The following is a 17,951-nucleotide window of genomic DNA, read 5'->3' as shown; positions in this document are numbered from 1 at the left end:
TCGCACGCGTCATGCGCGGACGCGTTGCTACACTGCTCGATCAATTCCGCCGTTGTGCTGCTGGCCTCTTCCGGATTACCCATGAGCGAACTCTGGCAACGTTGTCTCACCCGCCTTGAAGGCGAGCTGGGCAACGATATGCACACTTGGCTGTTGCCGTTGCAGGCGCGCGAAGACAATGGCGGGCTGCGCCTGTTCGCGCCCAATGCTTACACCGTGGACACGGTACGCGAGCAGTACCTGGTGCGCATTCGCGAAGTTCTGGAGCATCTCGCGGGGCAACCGATCTCCGTGTACCTCGAAGTCGGCAATGCGCGCGCGCCAGTCAGTATCGCCGCGGTTGCCAGCGGCGCGAGCCAAGGCGGCCAGGCGACACCCGCAAACAGGACATTGGTGGTCGCCGAGGAAGCCGTCGACAGCAATCTTGATCCAGCCTATACGTTCGACAATTTCGTCGAGGGCAAACCAAACCAACTCGGCAAGGCGGCGGCCATGCAGGTCGCACAGGCGCCAGGCACCGCTTACAATCCGCTCCTGCTATATGGCGGCACCGGCTTGGGCAAGACTCACCTGATGCATGCCGCGGGCAACCTGATTGCGCAGTCGCGGCCCGGTGCGCGCGTGCTGTATCTGCGCTCCGAACAGTTCGTCGGCGCCATGATCGAGGCGCTGCGCAGCAAGAACATGGATGCCTTCAAGCGTCGCTTCCGCGAAGTCGATGCATTGCTGATCGATGACATCCAGTTTTTCGCTGGCAAGAACACCACGCAGGAAGAATTTTTCCACACTTTCAATACATTGTTTGAAGGCAAGCAGCAAATCATCCTCACCTGCGACCGCTATCCGCGCGAGGTGGAAAACCTCGAGCCACGGCTGAAATCGCGCCTTGGCTGGGGTTTGTCGGTCGCCATCGAGGCGCCGGATTTCGAGACGCGCGCGGCCATCCTGCTGGCCAAGGCACAGCGCAAGAATATGGCGCTTCCGGAGGATGTGGCCATGCTGCTGGCGCGGCGCATCCGCTCCAACGTGCGCGACCTCGAAGGCGCGTTGAATACCCTCGCAGCGCGTGCCAATTTCTTCGCCAAGCCCATCACCTTGGCATTTGCCGAGGAGACCCTGCGCGATTTGCTGTCCGTGCATCAGTTGGCGTTGACGGTGCCCAACATCCAGAAGATCGTCGCCGACTATTACCAGGTGCGCTTGTCTGATCTGCTATCCAAACGCCGGGTGCGCTCGCTGGCACGGCCGCGCCAATTGGCCATGGCTCTGTCCAAGGAATTGACCGAGCACAGCTTGCCGGAAATCGGCGACGCTTTCGGTGGTCGTGACCACACCACGGTACTGCATGCCTGCCGGACCATCCGCGGGCTGTGCGAAAAAGATGCGCGCATGCACCAGGACTGGGACAAGTTGATCCGTATACTCACCGGTTGAGATCCTGTGGATAAAGCGGTGTGTTGACTCGACGCGGCACTTATGCACAGGGCAAGCACAGGCTCACGGCTCTTCAAGCAAGTATTAGTTCCTTGCAACAATATGATCTTAAACAAAAATCCAGCTTGTCCCCTGTAAACACAGGGTCTACTACAGCTACCATAAATCTCCTTAAAATCAGAAACGGACCGTCCCATGCGCGCAAGTCTGAGCCGTGAAGCCCTCCTGCAACCATTGCAGCGAATCATCGGAGTCATCGAGCGCCGCCAGACCATGCCAGTGCTGGCACATGTCCTGGTCGAGGTTGACGCCCAGTTGCAATTGACGTTGACCGGTACCGACATGGAAGTTGAAATGATCGGTAGCACGGCGACCGAGAGTGCCGAAGCCGGCATCTGCACCTTGCCTGCGCGCAAGCTCTACGACTTGGTCCGCGCCTTGCCTGAAGGTTCTCGCATCGAGATCAAGCTCGAAGGCGAACGCGCTCTACTGCGCGCCGGGCGCAGTCGCTACACCCTGGTTACTTTGCCAGCTGCGGATTTCCCCACACTGGACAATATCGAGGTCACCAACCACTTGCGTATCGCCGAGGCCGATCTGAAGGCGCTGATCGAGCGGACCCAGTTCGCCATGGCCAATCAGGACGTGCGCTATTACCTCAACGGCATGTTGTTTGATATGCAGTCTGACATGTTGCGCTGCGTCACCACGGATGGACATCGCCTCGCCATGGCCGAAGCAGTGCTTCCCGTAGGGACCAGTCAGACGCGTCGGCAGTTGATCGTGCCGCGCAAGGGTGTGCTGGAACTGGCCGGCTTGCTGGATTCCAGCGATACCGAGGTCGAGCTTGAATTCGCGCGCAATCATTTGCGCCTGCATCGCCCCGGCGTGCGTTTTACCTCCAAATTGATCGACGGCAAGTTTCCCGATTACGAAACCGTGCTGCCGATCGGCGCGGATAAGCTGGTCACCGTCAATCGCAATATGCTGCGTGAAACATTGCAGCGTGCGGCGATCCTGTCCAACGAGAAGTATCGTGGTGTCAAGCTTGAATTCAGCCCCAACCGTATGCGCATTGTCGCGCACAACCCCGAGCAGGAAGAGGCGGTCGAGGAGCTCGAGGCCGAGACCGCAGTCGATGAGCTCGCCGTGGGTTTCAACGTCGGCTATCTGCTCGATGCCCTCGGCTCGCTGCGCGGGGAACAGGTGTTGCTGCGCTTGCGCGATGCGCAATCAAGCTGCTTGCTGGAAGGGCTTCCCGACGAGCGGGCACGCCACGTCATCATGCCATTGCGACTCTGATCATCCAGGAATCATGGCGCAGGATTCCTGTCGGTACCAACGCAACCGTGAAGTTCCATGCGCGTCTTGCGCCTGAATCTGGCGCAACTGCGTTGCTTTGAATCACTGTCGATTGTTCCGTCTGCAGGTCTGAATCTCCTGCTGGGCGCCAATGGCAGCGGCAAGACCAGCGTGCTCGAGGCGCTGTTCCTGTTGTCGCACGGACGCTCGTTTCGTCCCGGAGGCAGCAAAGCGCTGATTCGGCGTGGACAGGAGGAATGCACCGTCTACGCAGAACTCGATACTGTCGGTCACACACACCGACTTGGCTTGGCGCGCAGTGCGCATGGATGGCGCGCGCGAATTGACGCGCAGTCCGTCCCACGCCTTTCCGACTTGTTGGTGCATTGCGCGGCCATTTGCGTCGAGCCCGGGAGCCATGGCGTACTCACTGGTCCGGCTGAGGGTCGCCGCCGCTTTATGGATTGGGGTGTGTTCCACGTGGAACACACCTTCCTGGAGATATGGCAGAGTTATCAGCGCTGCCTGCTACAGCGCAACTTTTTGTTGCGCACGAACGGCGACAGCACACAACTTGACGTGTGGGAGCAGGGAATGGCCAACGCAGCCCAATGGCTGGATGGGCAACGCCATGCCTACCTCGGACGTTTGCGCGTGCGGTTGCTTGAGCACCTGGCCCGCTGGCTGCCGGAACTTGGGGAGCCGACGTTGAATTATCAGCGTGGCTGGGCCTCGGATGCCTCATTAATCGAGGTGCTGGCGGTGCATCGAATGCGGGACCGTGAGCAAGGGTACACAAGGCAGGGCCCACATCGTGCTGATTGGTTACTCGGATTCGAGCACGCGCCAGAACGCCATCAACTTTCGCGTGGGCAAACCAAGCTCGCGGCATTGGCCTGCCTCTTGGCGCAATTTGATGTGTTTCGCGAGCTTCGCGCGACAACACCATTGCTGCTTCTGGATGATCTTTCGGCCGAACTGGATGCTGCCCATCTCGATCAGGTGATGACTTACCTGCAAAGCAGTGGCGCGCAGACCTGGATCACCGGGACCGATTTCCCACAGCGCTGGCAACCCGGCATGCGGGTGTTCCACGTGGAACATGGTGTGCTCCGCGCCTGAAACGGGGCAACTGCTAGAATTGATGCCTTGGCCGCGCTGCGGCGATAGACAATGCGCGAATCGGCATGAGTGAATCCGGGCAACATTACGACGCAAGCAGCATCAAAGTTCTCAAAGGGCTGGAAGCGGTGCGCAAGCGCCCCGGCATGTATATCGGCGACACCGATGACGGCACGGGCCTGCACCACATGGTGTTCGAGGTGGTGGACAACGCCATTGACGAAGCGTTGGCCGGACACTGCGATCGCGTACGCGTCGAGTTGCATGAGGATGGCTCGGTCAGTGTTGAGGACAATGGTCGCGGCATTCCCGTCGAAATTCACCCCGAGGAGGGTCGTTCCACCGCCGAAGTCGTGATGACCGTGCTGCACGCCGGTGGCAAGTTCGATGACAATGCGTACAAGGTTTCCGGCGGCCTGCATGGTGTTGGCGTGTCCGTGGTCAACGCCTTGTCCGAACACTTGTGGCTGGAGGTTCATCGCCAGGGCCGCATGCACCGGCAGGAATACCGCATGGGTGAGCCGCTGTTCGCAATGCGCGACGTGGAAGCCAGTGTGCGACGTGGCACCACGGTGCGCTTTCTGCCCAGCACAGAAGTTTTTGCGATCACCGAGTTTCATTACGACATATTGGCCAAGCGCCTGCGCGAGCTGGCTTTCCTCAACTCGGGATTGCGTATCGAGCTGGCGGATTTGCGCCCAGGGCAAGAACGCGAGGACGTTTTCGCCTATGAGGGGGGCATTTGCGCCTTCGTACAACACTTGGCCGAGCTGAAAACCCCGTTGCACCCCAAGGTGATCAGCCTGAATTACCGTGCCGACGGTATCGAGGTCGAGGTGGCCTTGCAGTGGACCGACGGCTATCAGGAAGGTGTGTACTGCTACACCAACAACATTCCGCAACGTGATGGCGGCACCCACCTCACCGGTTTTCGTGCCGCGCTGACGCGCACGCTGACACAGTACATTGAGCGTGAGAATCTGGCCAAGAACGCCAAGGTGCAGCTGACCGGTGACGACATGCGCGAGGGGCTGATCGCCGTGCTCTCGGTAAAGGTGCCGGACCCGAAGTTCTCATCGCAGACCAAGGAAAAGCTGGTTTCCAGCGAGGTCAAGACCGTGGTCGAGCAGGGTGTTGGCCAGACGCTGGAGGAATTTCTGCTGGAAAATCCCGGCGAGGCCCGCACCATCGCCGGCAAAGTAGTCGATGCCGCGCGCGCGCGCGAAGCAGCGCGCAAAGCGCGCGAGATGACTCGGCGCAAAGGCGCGCTGGATATTGCTGGGCTACCTGGCAAACTGGCTGATTGCCAGGAAAAAGACCCGGCATTGTCGGAATTGTTTCTGGTCGAAGGTGACTCGGCAGGCGGCTCAGCCAAGCAGGGACGCAACCGCAAGAATCAAGCGGTGCTGCCGCTGAAGGGCAAGATCCTCAACGTCGAAAAGGCGCGCTTTGATCGCATGCTCGCTTCGGCCGAGGTCGGCACATTGATCACCGCGCTGGGCTGCGGCATCGGCAAGGATGAATATAACCCGGACAAGATCCGCTATCACCGCATCATCATCATGACCGATGCGGACGTGGACGGCAGCCATATCCGCACCTTGCTGCTGACCTTCTTCTATCGACAGATGCCCGAGCTGATCGACCGCGGCTACGTTTATATCGGCTTGCCGCCGTTGTACAAACTCAAGCAAGGCAAGCAGGAGATGTATCTGAAGGACGATGCCGCGCTCAACGCTTACCTGCTGAACAGTGCCATCGAAGGCGCTGAATTGGTGCCTGGCGAAGGTGCGCCGCCCATTCGCGCAGAAGCCCTGGAGCGTTTGTTGCGTTTGTGGCAGCAGGCAGAGGACGCCCTGCCGCGTCTCAGTATGCGTTGCGACAATGCCGTGCTTGGCGCCATGTTCGAACACGCGCCGCTGGATGAGGGCGCCTGGCACGACACCCATGCGTTGCAGGAATGGGCCGATGCACTGGTTGCCGGGCTCAATGCCGAAGGACTGGGCCGCGCGCGCTACAGCTTCACCGTGCAGCCCGGCGGTGAGCATGGTGCTGTGCTGTTGTTGACGCGCAGCCAGCACGGACTCGATCACACCTGGCCCATGGCGCGTGGATTTTTCGCCAGCGCAGAGTTTCGTCCCATTCTTGAGTTGAGCCGCGCCGCGCACGATCTGATCGAGGCCGGCGCCAGCATTCGTCGAGGCAGTGCCAATCGCGCAGTGCAGAATCTTGCACAGGCGCGCGCTGTTTTGTTCGAAGAAGCCAAAAAGGGCCGCATGATTCAGCGCTTCAAGGGATTGGGCGAAATGAACCCCGAGCAGCTTTGGGAAACCACGGTCAATCCCGAAACCCGGCGCCTGTTGCAGGTGCGCATCGAAGACGCCATCAGCGCAGATCGCGTTTTTGCCATGCTGATGGGCGAGGCGGTCGAGCCACGGCGCGAGTTCATTGAATCCAACGCGCTGAAGGTCGCCAACCTCGATATCTGACAGCCACGCGCCAAACGCGCGGCCCATGCGGACGCCGCTGCAATCGTATGCAGCGCATGCCTGCGGCGGCGCAGCTTGGCGGAATGTGCGCCAGCGATTACGCTTCATCTTCCCACCGCGGCCAGCCGCGGCGTCCTCTCCCCCGCGAGGTCTGCATGAAAGTTCGTTCCCTGCTCAAGTTCCTGTTGCTGCTGGTCCTTGCCTTGACCGCCGTTGGCGCCGCCAGTGCCAGGGACGACAAGAACGCACCGGAGTACCCGAACACCAAGCGCGAGCAGCCGAAGAACGATCTGCGCAGCGAGCGCGAACAACGCATGCTGCAAGCGGGCTTCAATGCGCTCAACAAGAATGACGACGCCAAGGCCACGGACGAACTCAACAAGGTACTGAAGGATTCCTCGAGCAAGTATGCCAAGGCCATGGCGCTGCGCGGTCTGGCGCAGGTCCAGATGAATGCGGGCAACAACAAGGCCGCGGTGCCGCTGTTGCAGCAGTCGCTGGATCTGAACTCGCTGCCCAACAACGACTACTTCAACACCATGCTGACCATCGCCCAATTGCAGGCGCAGGACGAGCAGTGGCAACCGGCGTTGGCCACGCTGCAGAAATGGATGACCGAAGGCGGCAAACAATCCGGTGATGCGTATGCGCTTGAAGGCAATATCTACTACCGGCTCAACCAGTACCAGAACGCCGTCGGTGCAATGAAACAAGCGTTGGCACTGAAGCCCGATGCTCCGGATTCGTGGAACCAGTTGCTGATGGCCAGCTATTTTGGCCTCAATGATTACGCCGAGGCGGCCAAGCTGGAAGAGGCTGTCGTCGCCAAGAATCCCAACGACAAGGCCGCGGTCAAAAATCTCGTCAGCGTCTACATCCAGGCCAAAGAGCCGGACAAGGCGCTCAAGGTCATGGCCGCGGCCAAAGCGCGCGGGCTTTACACCAGCAATGATGACTACATCAATCTGGCCAAGATGTACCTGTACATCGGGCAGAATCAGGACAACCCCAAGCCCGATGCGCTGCAGGCCGCTGGAGTGGTGCAGGATGGTCTGAGCAAGAACATCGTCACGCCGAGCCTGGAGGCGTACAAGCTGCTCGGCGACGCCTATTACGTCGCCGGCGAGCAGGACAAGGCCATGTCCGCATGGACCAAGGCCTCGCCCTATGCGAAGGATGGCGAGATGGATTTCCTGCGTGGGCAGCTGTTGATCCAGGATCAGAAGTTCACCGAGGGACGCAGCCTGATGCAGACTGCGCTCAAGCGTGGCGTCAAGCGCGTGGGTGCGGCATGGGCGCTGATCGGCAATGCCGACCTCGCGCTGAAGGATCGCAAGGCCGCGATGGCCGCGTTCGAGAAAGCCGCGCAAGACCCGGAAACGCACGCTGCTGCCGAAAAAGTACTGAAGCAATTGCGCGGCGGTCGCAAGTAATACAGACACGTGGCCCGGGCCTCGTTTGAGGCTGAACGCACGCTATACACGATCGAAGTTCTCGTGTACTGTGGCGGGCTTTCGAACCCTCGCGGCGCAAAGCCTAGGCTGCGCGGGGCCCGGCGATAAAAGCACTCAGCATTGTTGGTTGAATGATGGCGTCGAGTACCGATCAATCCGGGGCAACCCGATTCAACTGGAAGCGCACCTGGGCGCTGTCCGGCGCGATTGCGATCCACGTGGCCGCGATCCTGATGATGCTGTCGCCAGCGGCGCCGCCGCAGGCGAAGGAAAAGGCGAAGGAAAAGATCGTCCAGGTCGAGTTCATCAAGCCGCCGCCGCCGCCGCCGCCGCCGCCGCCGCCGCCGCCGATACCGCCCAAAGCGCCGCCGCCGAAGGTGATCCAGGTCATCAAGCCGCCGCCGATGCCGCCGCCGCCAGCGCCACCACCGCCGGTTGCGGAGCAGTCCGCGATGTCCGTAGCTGCGACGCCGACGCCGCCGGCACCCCCTGCGGCGCCAGTCGATATCGCGCCCAGCCAGGACATTTCGTACAACAATCGGCAACCGCCGCGTTATCCAATCTCGGCCGTGCGCCAACACCAGCAGGGAACGGTGTACCTTCTGGTACTGGTTGGTGCGGATGGTTCGGTGCAGGACGTCAAGGTCGACCAATCCAGTGGTTACCGCGATCTCGACCGTGCCGCCATCGAGGCAGCACGGAAATGGAAGTTCAATCCCGGCAGCCAGGATGGCAAACCTGTCGGCGGTTGGGTGAAAGTCCCGGTCCAGTTCAAGCTTAGCGATCTCGGTTTCTAACCGAACCTGTCCACGTTTGCTCAAAGGGTAGTGTCATGCTGCAAGAAGCCTCCACCTCCTCGTCGGCCGCCCAGGGCGCAGCCATTCCTCCTTCCGGCGCACCACTGCCGACGCTGGGCGGTAACGCCAATGCCCATGCGCTGCAGCAAGCCGGCTTCGATCAGTTGATCCACAACTTCGACTGGTTGGGCTGGCTGGTCTTCATCGTGCTCCTGGTGATGTCGGTGCTGTCCTGGTACTACATCATCTTCAACCTGATCAAAAACGGCGCATTGCGTTCGCGCATGAACAAGGTGATCGATGCCTTCTGGCATACGCCATCACCACAGGATGCGATCCGCGCCATGGAAGCGCAGCCGCCATCCGAACCATTCTCGAAGATCGCGCTGGATTGCGCGCAGGCCGCCTCGCACCACCAGAAAGCTGAAGGTGGGGCCATCGCTCAGACGCTGAGTCGTTCCGAATTCGTGGATCGCTCGCTGCGTCAGGCCGTGGCGCGCGAGAGCATGCGTCTCGAAACAGGCCTGACCCTGCTGGCCACGGTGGGTTCGGCGGCGCCATTCGTCGGTCTGCTGGGCACGGTCTGGGGCATCTATCACGCCCTGATCGCCATCGGCGCATCCGGCAACGCATCGATTGGCGCGGTGGCAGGCCCGGTGGGTGAAGCATTGATCATGACCGCGATGGGCCTTGGCACCGCCATCCCTGCTGTGTTCGCCTACAACTTCTTCGTGCGCATGAACCGTGTGACCTATGCCAAGTTCGACGAATTCGCGCATGACCTGCACGATTTCTTCGCTACAGGTGCGCGCGTCGGCGAGATTGCTGCTCCGGCCAAGAAGTAAGAATTCGCGCAGGCAGAGGAGAGGATCGGCCCATGGCAATGAGTACCGGAGGGGGCGCCAATAGTGGCGCCCCGATGTCCGAAATCAACGTCACCCCGCTGGTGGACGTGATGTTGGTGTTGTTGATCATCTTCATGATCACCGCACCACTGGCCGCGCACCAGATCAAGGTCGAGCTGCCTGTCGCCAGCCCCACGACGAATCCGCACCAGAGTGGCGGCTCGGTCGACCTGGCGGTCAGGAACGATGGCGCCATGTACTGGAACGATTCAAAGGTCACGCAGAACGAACTGCGCGCCCGCTTTGCCGTGGAAGCGGCCAAGAATCCGCAGCCCGAGATCCATCTGCGCGCCGATCGCTCGATCCGCTTCAAGGAAGTCTCCAGGATCCTGGCCGACGCCAAGCAATCAGGCATCATCAAGATCGGCTTTGTCACCACCGGCAAAAACTGAGTCCGTACCGCAGGCGCGCGCAGCGCAGCCCGCCCGGAGCATGAGGTAGCGAGCAATGGCTTTCAGCAGCAAGAGTGGTGGCAGCAGCAGCCCCATGTCGGAGATCAACGTCACGCCGCTGGTCGACGTGATGCTGGTATTGCTGATCATATTCATGATCACCGCACCATTGCTGACGCATCGCATCCGCATTGATCTGCCACAGCCCAATCGCAATGTGCAGCCGCCGCTCAACCCGCCGGAGCCGATCAAGCTGCAGATTCGCGCCGATGGCTCGATTTTCTGGAACAGCCTGCCAGTCACGATTTCCGAGTTGAAGGCGCAGCTGGCGGTGACGGCAGTCAAGAAGCCACAGCCCGAGCTGCAGATCAACGCTTCGCCCAACGTCGAATATCAAAACGTGGCGGCGGTGCTGGCCGATGCCAAGCGTGCCGGGCTGGAAAAGATCGGTTTCGAGAATACCGATCAGGGTGGATAAACACACTGGTCTCAAGAGCAGGGCGCCGCAAGGCGCTCTTCGCGTTGATGGTGCTGATTACGGGGCGGCGCTCAGGTCCGCAGCAACGCCAGATAAGCGTGCACGGCAGGTGCGAGGCCCGTGTACAGCGCTTCGCTGATCAGTGCATGCCCAATCGAAACCTCCGCCAGATCAGGAATGAACGCGCGCAGTTGTGGCAGATTGCGTTGATTCAGATCGTGCCCGGCATTGACCAGCACGCCCGCCGCGCGCGCCGCGCGCGCCGTGCGTACGCAGGCATCCAGCGCAGCGCTGTAATCAGCGCCGACGCAGGCTTCGGCGTAGGGACCAGTGTAGATCTCGATGCGCGCCACGCCGATGCCGACCAATCCTGTAAAATCCGTGGCGCCTGCATCCACGAAAACGGAAACACGCCCGGCGTGCGCGCGTAGTGCCGCGACCAGCGGCCACAGTTTGACAATATCGCCAGGCAGTGAAAAGCCATGGTCCGAGGTCAGCTGCGCATCGCCATCTGGCACCAAGGTCACTTGCGCAGGACGCGTGGCGCGCACCAGTTCCAGCAAGCCTGGGTAAGCCCCGCGCGGCGGCGCGAACGGATTGCCCTCGATGTTGTATTCCACCTTGCCATGGCATAGATCCGCAAGCTCCAAAACATCCTGTGGGCGGATATGGCGCTGATCCGGGCGCGGGTGCACGGTGATGCCTTGTGCGCCAGCCTCGATGCATGTCCGTGCCGCGTGTTCCACGCTGGGCTCATTGCCGCCGCGCGAATTGCGCAGCACGGCGATCTTGTTGACGTTGACGCTGAGCTGGGTCATGGCATTCTCGCGATCGGCATCGCGGCAAGCATGCCAGCGATCGGCATGCAGCAGAACACGCAGAAAAAAAAGCGCGCCATGAGCGCGCTTTGAATCCGTGTCACACCAGGAACCTCGAACGGCACTTCACGGCAGGAGATGCGTTAAAGAGAGTGCGTGACCAGCCGAAAAGTTCCGCCACGCGCCAAACCCGCCTCGCCGCCTCGGCGAAGCCATGCAAAAATGCGAATCAACAGGTCGTATCGATCAGTTGGACCAATCGTTGCGGACCCCGCCACGCCAGGTGTCCAAGCAGCGCCGCAGGCAAGTCCAGGCGCTGCAGCTGCCACGCCGCAGCCGGAGCCAGCGCGTCGGCGAATTGATCAACAACCCAATCTGGCCCGCGCCATGCCATACCGGCCTTGGCGAGCCCGTAGCCGATACCGACGCCGGCCGCCTTCAGTACGGCTTCCTTGGCCGTCCACAGCGCGTAGAACGCGTGCAGACGCTCCTCTTCGGGCAGCCCGCGCAAAGCGCTCGTTTCCGCTGCAGTGAAAAAACGCTGCGCCAGGTCCAGCAAGCGGCGGCGTGGTCGTGGCGATTCCAGATCCACGCCCACGGGTTGATCTTGCGCCAAGGCGAGCAGCGCCCTGCCGCCGCTGTGGCTGAGGCTGAAGTGCCACTCGCGGAGCGCGCCCGTGAAGTGTGGCTTGCCCTGTTCATCGCGAACAATCGACAGCGCCGCGGCATCCACTGCCAGGGCGGAGCCCAGCGTGGCGCGCACCCAGTCCCAGCCATCGCGCGTGGGCCAACGCGCCAGCCAACAATCGATCGTCGAGTGCGAGCCGAGCATGGCGCTCATCCTGCGCCTCCCGAAGCCGCTTGAATCGCCGTGGCGGCCCCCAGGACCTGCAGCAAATCATGCCCCTGCCCGGCCAACACAGTGAGCTCATCGCGCCGCCATGCGCCGGCAACACGCCCCGCATGCAACAGCAACAGACGATCGGCGAAGCGTGCGGCATGCTCGAGCGCATGCGTCGCCAACAATACCGCGGCGCCTTGCGCGCAACGCGCGCGCAACAGCGCCTCGGCAGCGGCCAGGCTCACGGCATCCAGGCCGCTCAACGATTCGTCCAGCACGAGCAGGCGCGGACTGCCCAGCATGCCCAGCGCCAAGCCCAGTTTCTGGCGCATGCCCAGGGAATAACAGCCCAGCGGCTGCGCCAGCCGTGACGCATCCAGGCCTAGGCTCAGCAGCAAAGGTGCGGCGGCCGGCGCGTGCCCGGGCTGGCCTTGCGCGCGCGCGAACAATTGCACGCACTCGTGACCGCTGAGTTCCAGTGGCAACAGCCAGTGGTTGACCGCCATGCCAAGTGCGCGGCGACTGCTTGGGTGCATGCTGTCCACGCGCGCGCCGTCCAGCCACACCGAGCCCGCCACGGGTCGCATCAACCCGGCCACACACCGTGCCAACGTGGTCTTGCCGGCGCCGTTGGCGCCCAGCAGCGCGATGATTTCACCACCGTCGATACGCAGATCGACGCCATCGAGGATGCGTTGCGTGCCACGTCCGACGCATAGCCCGCTCACTTCCAGCAACGGTGGCGCGGGGTTCATCGCCATGGATCAAGCCTGCGCCGCAGCCGCAACGGTTGCATGACCAGCAACGACAACCCGACCCCGCAGCAGACCAGGAGGAACAGCAGCGCCGTGCGCAACCACGAGTCTGACCAGGCGAGCGCGCGTACCGCTGTCGCCGCGCACAGGCTGCCGCCGACCATCACCAGCAAAGGCAGCGGCAGTATCGCCAGCAGCCAGCGCAGTGGCGTGGTGATGCATGCCTGGGTGAGCATGAGCACGTGCAGCAGCGTGGCGCGGCTGATGGCCAGTGCGTCGAATGCGCTGGCCATCAACCAGGCGAAGGCGAGCATGAATAGCGCGGCGCCAAGCGGGGTGCCCATTGGGGCATGAGGGCGATCACGGCGAGCAACAGTTTGTGGCGATCCGGACGCAGATGACCGAGGCGCCGCAGCTGCCAATGCCACAGCAGGATGCGCAGCGAGGCAACACCAGCGCGGTCCGCATCCAGGAGTGGTGGAGCGGACGGCAGTGGTGCAACGGAGCATGCACGCGGCATGACGTGCGCATCAAGGCGCGCATGCCTGCGTCGCATGCCCCAAAGACTGCCGCAGGCCCCAGCCAGAAACATGACAACAAGCGCAGCGCCAGCGGCCGACATCGACGCGAATGACATCACGTGGAAAACCGCCACGTACAATGTCAGCCACAGAGGCAGGGTGCGCGCGCAGGCATGCAGGCTGCCGAGCAACCAGACATGCAGGCGCCGTCGCGTCGCGGACAATGGCAAGGCCTGCAACCAATGCTCGTCCGCCGCGGCATGCAGCGCATGCGCCGCAGTGAGGCCGCCGCGTGCGGCGAACGCGGCCAGCAGCAGCAGCAGAAACAGTGGCTGGCGTGCAGTCAGCAAAGCCACATTGGGCAGCAGCCAAGCCAGTGCCAGACCCGCCAGCACCGCACCCGCGATGGGTAGTCCCAAGCGCCCAGCGCGCGCGAGGCGCAGCCGGCCCGGGGCAAGGCCATGCCGCGCGCGCCAACGCCACCACGCCTCGCGCAGCAACAAGGCCTGCAGGGAGGTGGTTTCGCTCAGCGCGTCCATGCCGCGCCGCGCACGAGCCGTGACCGCGTGACGGCGGGACACCGCATCGGTTCGCTGACGCCGTTCACCGGATCAGCCGCGCCTCGACCAGGCCGGCGACCACGGTCGGATCGGCCAGCGTGGAGATGTCGCCCAGTTGCTCGGGCGCGTTCTCGGCGATCTTGCGCAGGATGCGGCGCATGATCTTGCCCGAGCGCGTCTTTGGCAGCGCCGGCGCCCATTGCAGGTAATCGGGCGTGGCGATCGGCCCGATTTCCTGGCGCACCCATTGGATCAGTTCCTTGCGCAGCGCCTCGCTGGGCTCGATCTCGGCGATCAGGGTGACATAGGCATAGATGCCCTGCCCCTTGATGTCATGCACGCAGCCCACCACTGCGGCTTCGGCCACATGCGGGTGCGCGACCAGCGCGCTCTCCACCTCGGCGGTGCCCAGGCGATGCCCGGAGACATTGAGCACATCATCGACGCGGCCGGTGATCCAGTAATCGCCGTCGGCATCGCGGCGTGCGCCATCGCCAGTGAAGTAGGTGCCTGGGTAAGTCGAAAAATACGTCTCGATGAAACGCGCGTGGTCACCCCACAGCGTGCGCATCTGTCCCGGCCACGAGTCCGTGATCACCAGATTACCCTCGCACGCACCGTCACAGACCCCGCCCTCGGCATCGACGATGGCCGGCTGGATGCCGAAGAACGGCCGTGTGGCCGAGCCGGGCTTGAGCGTGCTGGCGCCGGGCAGAGGGCTGATCAAAATGCCGCCGGTCTCGGTCTGCCACCAGGTGTCCACGATCGGGCAGCGCGCATCGCCCACCACACGGTGATACCAGCTCCACGCCTCCGGATTGATCGGCTCGCCGACGCTGCCGAGCAGGCGCAGGGACGCACGCGAGGTGCGCTTGACCGGTTCATCGCCCTCGCGCATCAGCGCGCGGATCGCGGTGGGCGCGGTGTAGAACAAGGTCACCTGATGCTTGTCGATCACCTGCCAGAAGCGGCTGCTGTCGGGATGGTTGGGCACACCCTCGAACATCAGCGTGGTGGCGCCGTTGGCCAGCGGGCCATACACGATGTAGCTGTGCCCGGTCACCCAGCCGACATCGGCGGTGCACCAGTACACGTCGTCCTCGCGCAAATCGAAAATGCACTCGTGCGTGTAGCTGGCGAAGACCAGGTAGCCGCCACTGCTGTGCAGCACGCCCTTGGGCTTGCCGGTGGAGCCGGAGGTATACAGGATGAACAGCGCATCCTCGGCGCCCATCGGCTCCGGCGCGCATTGCGTGGCTTGACCTTCGCAGACCACGTGCCACCAGCGGTCGCGCGGCGCGCGCATGGACACGGCGGCGCCGGTGCGGCGCACGACCAGCACGGTTTCCACGCTCTGCGTGCCGGGACGCTCGAGCGCGGCATCGACGTTGGCCTTGAGTGGAATCTTCCTGCCACCGCGCACACCTTCGTCGCTGGTAATCACCAGCTTGCATTGCGCATCGCTGATGCGGTTGGCCAGCGAGTCTGGCGAGAAACCGCCGAACACCACCGAGTGGATCGCGCCGATGCGCGCGCAGGCCAGCATGGCCACGGCGGCCTCGGGGATCATCGGCAGATAGATGGCCACGCGATCGCCCTTGCGCACGCCGAGGTTGCGCAGCGCGTTGGCCGCCTGGCACACCTCGGCGTGCAGCTCGCGGTAGCTGATGCGCCGCGACTCGGCGGGATCGTCGCCCTCGAAGATGATCGCGGTCTTGTCGCCACGCGTGGCGAGGTGGCGGTCGAGGCAGTTGGCGGCGACGTTGAGCACGCCGTCCGCGTACCAGCGGATGTGGAAATCCTCGCGCGCGAAGCTGGTGTCCTTGATGCGTGTGGGAAATTTCATCCACTCGAGGCGCCTGGCCACCTCACGCCAGAAGCCCTCGGGATCGCGCAGCGATTCGGCGTACAGGCGCGTGTAATCCGCGGCCGTGATGCGCGCGTGCGCGGCAAAGGCGGGATCGACGGGATACACAGGCTGGATCGACATGGCAAAACCTCGAATCGGCAAAAACGGTGCAAAGGGTGTCAACGGGCAGAACGCGTTCAAGTTCGCGTGGGGGGCTCATCTGGCGGGCGCTGCTGGCGCAGCATCTCGCGCCATGCCTGCAGTTGGCTATCGCTGACATGTTCGTCGCGCGCGCTGCCGGTGATGCGCGCATCTGCCAGCGCCAGTACCGCCCAGGTTCCACCGACGAAACTCAGCAGCAAGCCCAGCCCCAGCCAGCCGGGGCCATGCAAGACGATCGGCAGGACCACGCCGCTGGCGAATACCAGCACACCCAGCCACGGCATCAGGCGCTCCTTGAAAGCAGACAGTGCCGTGCAATTTAACCCGTTGCGCGGAGGATGGCGCACGCTGCGCTGCGGCTATCATCCAAGTTTGACACGGAGAAGCCTATGTCCGCGATGATTCATCGGCTGATCGGCGTGCTGCAGATCGCCGGCGGTTTCTGGGGATTTTTCGAGCTGGCAGGACGCGCCTTCGTGGTGCGTGAGCCGCTATGGTTCGCATTGCTGTTGCTGGGCGCGCTGATGTTTCTGCTGGTCCTGGTCGCTGGCGTGTGGCTGATCAACGGTGATGCGCGCGGCCGCGCATGGTCGCAGTGGTTGCAGCTGGCGCAGGTGCCGATCCTCGGCTCGCCGTGGCTGAGCTACGGCTGGCACGCCGGCGCGGTCGCGGCGCTGGGCTTCGCGCGCGGGGGCCACTGGAGTTTCGGCTACCGTGTGCCGGACATCGGCTGGCAGCTCTATCTTGGCGGCAGCGCGCACTGGTTTGTCGGACTGAATTTTCTCGGCTTGATCCTGTTCCTGCTGCTGCGCCTCACGCGGCGCGCATGAACATGGATCCGGCTCCGGCGTATCCACGCGTGCGCCTGCTGGCGCCGCGCCTGCCGCAACACCCGGCCATCTTCCGCCGCGCGTTGCAGGCCGATGCGCGCCTGGCGCCGGGCAGCGTGGTGGACCTGGTGGATGACACCGGACGCTTCCTGGCACGCGGCTTCTGGAACGGCCACGCGCGCATCGGCCTGCGCGTGCTGACGCGTGACGCCCGGGAATCCATCGACGGCGACTGGATCGGCGCGCGCATCGCCGCGGCGCTGGCGTTGCGCACGCGGCTGGGCCTGGATCAGGGACAGGGTGCGGCGCGCCTGATCCACGCCGAAGGCGACGCCTTGCCAGGGTTGGTGGTCGATCGCTACGCCGATCTGCTGGTGATCGAGTATTTCGCCGCCGGCATGTGGAAGTTGCGCGAAGGCATCGAGGGCGCGCTGCGCACGCATTATCCCGAGGCCACGCTGTACCACTTCGCCGAAACGCATGTGCAGAAGCAGGAGAGCTTCGATTGCCGGCCAGCGCCGATCCCGGCACCGCGCTGGATACGCGAGCACGACCTTGAATTCCAGGTGCAGCCGGGTACACGCCACAAAACCGGATTTTTCGTCGATCAACGTGACCATCGTGCGCGCCTGGGCGCCTGGGCCAGCGGACGCATGCTCGATGTGTGCTGCAACAGTGGCGGTTTTGCGCTGAATGCGGCGCGCGCTGGCTGCGGCGAGGTGACCGGCATCGACCTCGACCCGGACGTGCTCGACCTGGCGCGGACCAACGCCACGCGCAACACCCTGCGTGCGGAGTTCCTCGCCGCCGATCTGTTCGCCTACCTCGAACAGGCGCTTGCCGCCGGGCGGCGCTGGGACACGCTGGTGCTGGACCCGGCCAAGCTCACCCGCGACGCCGCCAAACTTGCGCAGGCACTGCGTACCTACGTGGCGATGAACGCGCTGGCCATGCGCGCACTGACGCCTGGCGGGTTGCTGCTGAGTTGTTCCTGCACCGGCCTGGTGGACGAGCCGGCATTCCTCGAGGCGCTGCGGCGTGCCGCGGCACTGGTGGGCCGCGAGTTGCAGATCCTGCACGTCGGCGGCGCCGGCGCGGATCATCCCTGGCGCGTCGCGGCTCCGGAAGGGCGCTATCTGAAGGCGGTGTTCGCGCGGGTGATGTAGCAAGCGGCAGGACGGCCGGCAGCCTACGGTTTGCTTACGTCGCCGTGCTGGATCTGAACATGGTGGAACTGTCAAG

At 63.2% G+C, this 17,951-nt stretch carries 18 protein-coding genes; 11 read left to right on the top strand and 7 right to left on the bottom strand.

What is annotated here, in order from left to right:
- The first annotated feature begins 81 nt into the window (after positions 1-81).
- The 9 genes from dnaA (at position 82) to Mschef_RS02020 (ending at position 10,373) form a co-directional block, all read left to right on the top strand.
- Positions 82-1,434, top strand: a complete 1,353-nt coding sequence (gene dnaA, locus Mschef_RS02060; protein ID WP_081126177.1) for a chromosomal replication initiator protein DnaA — start codon at positions 82-84, stop codon at positions 1,432-1,434.
- Positions 1,435-1,629: 195 nt separating this feature from the next.
- Positions 1,630-2,736: a DNA polymerase III subunit beta gene (gene dnaN / locus Mschef_RS02055; RefSeq protein ID WP_081126176.1), complete on the top strand. Its 1,107-nt coding sequence runs from the start codon at positions 1,630-1,632 to the stop codon at positions 2,734-2,736.
- Positions 2,737-2,793: 57 nt separating this feature from the next.
- The gene (gene recF / locus Mschef_RS02050) at positions 2,794-3,858 is read left to right on the top strand and encodes a DNA replication/repair protein RecF (protein WP_081126175.1); all 1,065 of its coding nucleotides are present in this window, start codon (positions 2,794-2,796) and stop codon (positions 3,856-3,858) included.
- A gap of 65 nt (positions 3,859-3,923) precedes the next feature.
- Positions 3,924-6,347 carry a DNA topoisomerase (ATP-hydrolyzing) subunit B gene (gyrB, locus tag Mschef_RS02045; protein ID WP_081126174.1) on the top strand — a complete coding sequence of 808 codons (2,424 nt, stop codon included), beginning with the start codon at positions 3,924-3,926 and terminating at the stop codon, positions 6,345-6,347.
- 155 nt (positions 6,348-6,502) lie between these two features.
- The gene (locus Mschef_RS02040) at positions 6,503-7,780 is read left to right on the top strand and encodes a tetratricopeptide repeat protein (RefSeq protein ID WP_168708817.1); all 1,278 of its coding nucleotides are present in this window, start codon (positions 6,503-6,505) and stop codon (positions 7,778-7,780) included.
- A gap of 239 nt (positions 7,781-8,019) precedes the next feature.
- The gene (locus tag Mschef_RS02035; protein WP_338093148.1) at positions 8,020-8,598 is read left to right on the top strand and encodes an energy transducer TonB; all 579 of its coding nucleotides are present in this window, start codon (positions 8,020-8,022) and stop codon (positions 8,596-8,598) included.
- A gap of 113 nt (positions 8,599-8,711) precedes the next feature.
- Positions 8,712-9,443 (top strand): MotA/TolQ/ExbB proton channel family protein, encoded by a 732-nt coding sequence (locus Mschef_RS02030; protein ID WP_425480064.1) that lies wholly within the window; start codon positions 8,712-8,714, stop codon positions 9,441-9,443.
- Between the two features lie 32 nt (positions 9,444-9,475).
- The gene (locus Mschef_RS02025; protein WP_081126171.1) at positions 9,476-9,895 is read left to right on the top strand and encodes an ExbD/TolR family protein; all 420 of its coding nucleotides are present in this window, start codon (positions 9,476-9,478) and stop codon (positions 9,893-9,895) included.
- Positions 9,896-9,989: 94 nt separating this feature from the next.
- Positions 9,990-10,373, top strand: coding sequence for an ExbD/TolR family protein (locus Mschef_RS02020; RefSeq protein ID WP_242426417.1), 384 nt, complete (start codon positions 9,990-9,992; stop codon positions 10,371-10,373).
- A gap of 71 nt (positions 10,374-10,444) precedes the next feature.
- Here the strand turns inward: Mschef_RS02020 and Mschef_RS02015 are convergent, their stop codons facing one another.
- The 7 genes from Mschef_RS02015 to Mschef_RS01985 all read right to left on the bottom strand — a co-directional run bounded on the left by Mschef_RS02015 (position 10,445) and on the right by Mschef_RS01985 (position 16,226).
- Positions 10,445-11,191 carry a pyridoxine 5'-phosphate synthase gene (locus tag Mschef_RS02015; RefSeq protein WP_081126169.1) on the bottom strand — a complete coding sequence of 249 codons (747 nt, stop codon included), beginning with the start codon at positions 11,189-11,191 and terminating at the stop codon, positions 10,445-10,447.
- A gap of 229 nt (positions 11,192-11,420) precedes the next feature.
- Positions 11,421-12,032 (bottom strand): 4'-phosphopantetheinyl transferase family protein, encoded by a 612-nt coding sequence (locus Mschef_RS02010; RefSeq protein ID WP_081126168.1) that lies wholly within the window; start codon positions 12,030-12,032, stop codon positions 11,421-11,423.
- A complete protein-coding gene (locus Mschef_RS02005; RefSeq protein ID WP_081126167.1) occupies positions 12,029-12,793 on the bottom strand; it encodes an ATP-binding cassette domain-containing protein in 765 nt (254 codons plus the stop codon). The genes Mschef_RS02010 and Mschef_RS02005 overlap by 4 nt, the downstream gene beginning before the upstream one ends.
- The gene (locus tag Mschef_RS02000) at positions 12,784-13,101 is read right to left on the bottom strand and encodes a hypothetical protein (protein ID WP_081126166.1); all 318 of its coding nucleotides are present in this window, start codon (positions 13,099-13,101) and stop codon (positions 12,784-12,786) included. Before Mschef_RS02000 ends, Mschef_RS02005 begins: the two co-directional genes overlap by 10 nt.
- Positions 13,080-13,847, bottom strand: a complete 768-nt coding sequence (locus Mschef_RS01995) for a hypothetical protein (protein ID WP_081126165.1) — start codon at positions 13,845-13,847, stop codon at positions 13,080-13,082. The genes Mschef_RS02000 and Mschef_RS01995 overlap by 22 nt, the downstream gene beginning before the upstream one ends.
- Positions 13,848-13,911: 64 nt before the next feature.
- Positions 13,912-15,852: an acetate--CoA ligase gene (gene acs / locus Mschef_RS01990; protein ID WP_136256233.1), complete on the bottom strand. Its 1,941-nt coding sequence runs from the start codon at positions 15,850-15,852 to the stop codon at positions 13,912-13,914.
- Between the two features lie 62 nt (positions 15,853-15,914).
- A complete protein-coding gene (locus Mschef_RS01985; RefSeq protein WP_136256225.1) occupies positions 15,915-16,226 on the bottom strand; it encodes a hypothetical protein in 312 nt (103 codons plus the stop codon).
- Between the two features lie 42 nt (positions 16,227-16,268).
- Here Mschef_RS01985 and Mschef_RS01980 point away from each other — a divergent pair, with 42 nt between their 5' ends.
- The gene (locus tag Mschef_RS01980; protein ID WP_136256224.1) at positions 16,269-16,709 is read left to right on the top strand and encodes a hypothetical protein; all 441 of its coding nucleotides are present in this window, start codon (positions 16,269-16,271) and stop codon (positions 16,707-16,709) included.
- Between the two features lie 2 nt (positions 16,710-16,711).
- On the top strand, positions 16,712-17,875 hold the full coding sequence (locus tag Mschef_RS01975) for a class I SAM-dependent rRNA methyltransferase (protein ID WP_081126161.1): 1,164 nt from the start codon (positions 16,712-16,714) through the stop codon (positions 17,873-17,875).
- The last annotated feature ends 76 nt before the right edge of the window (positions 17,876-17,951 follow it).

The sequence above is a fragment of the Metallibacterium scheffleri genome (genome assembly GCF_002077135.1).
In the GTDB taxonomy this organism is placed as follows: domain Bacteria; phylum Pseudomonadota; class Gammaproteobacteria; order Xanthomonadales; family Rhodanobacteraceae; genus Metallibacterium; species Metallibacterium scheffleri.
The sequence above is the reverse complement of the archived record's forward strand: the minus strand, read 5'-3'. Positions and strand labels throughout refer to the sequence as shown.

Excerpts from the sequence above, each read along its gene's own strand:
- Mschef_RS02015 (WP_081126169.1), bottom strand. The coding sequence starts at position 11,191 with ATGACCCAGCTCAGCGTCAACGTCAACAAGATCGCCGTGCTGCGCAAT.
- dnaN (WP_081126176.1), top strand. The coding sequence starts at position 1,630 with ATGCGCGCAAGTCTGAGCCGTGAAGCCCTCCTGCAACCATTGCAGCGA.
- Mschef_RS02000 (WP_081126166.1), bottom strand. The coding sequence starts at position 13,101 with ATGCTCGCCTTCGCCTGGTTGATGGCCAGCGCATTCGACGCACTGGCC.
- Mschef_RS02005 (WP_081126167.1), bottom strand. The coding sequence starts at position 12,793 with ATGGCGATGAACCCCGCGCCACCGTTGCTGGAAGTGAGCGGGCTATGC.
- gyrB (WP_081126174.1), top strand. The coding sequence starts at position 3,924 with ATGAGTGAATCCGGGCAACATTACGACGCAAGCAGCATCAAAGTTCTC.
- dnaA (WP_081126177.1), top strand. The coding sequence starts at position 82 with ATGAGCGAACTCTGGCAACGTTGTCTCACCCGCCTTGAAGGCGAGCTG.
- Mschef_RS02025 (WP_081126171.1), top strand. The coding sequence starts at position 9,476 with ATGGCAATGAGTACCGGAGGGGGCGCCAATAGTGGCGCCCCGATGTCC.
- Mschef_RS02010 (WP_081126168.1), bottom strand. The coding sequence starts at position 12,032 with ATGAGCGCCATGCTCGGCTCGCACTCGACGATCGATTGTTGGCTGGCG.
- Mschef_RS02020 (WP_242426417.1), top strand. The coding sequence starts at position 9,990 with ATGTCGGAGATCAACGTCACGCCGCTGGTCGACGTGATGCTGGTATTG.
- Mschef_RS01975 (WP_081126161.1), top strand. The coding sequence starts at position 16,712 with ATGGATCCGGCTCCGGCGTATCCACGCGTGCGCCTGCTGGCGCCGCGC.
- Mschef_RS01995 (WP_081126165.1), bottom strand. The coding sequence starts at position 13,847 with ATGGACGCGCTGAGCGAAACCACCTCCCTGCAGGCCTTGTTGCTGCGC.
- Mschef_RS01980 (WP_136256224.1), top strand. The coding sequence starts at position 16,269 with ATGTCCGCGATGATTCATCGGCTGATCGGCGTGCTGCAGATCGCCGGC.
- Mschef_RS02040 (WP_168708817.1), top strand. The coding sequence starts at position 6,503 with ATGAAAGTTCGTTCCCTGCTCAAGTTCCTGTTGCTGCTGGTCCTTGCC.
- recF (WP_081126175.1), top strand. The coding sequence starts at position 2,794 with ATGCGCGTCTTGCGCCTGAATCTGGCGCAACTGCGTTGCTTTGAATCA.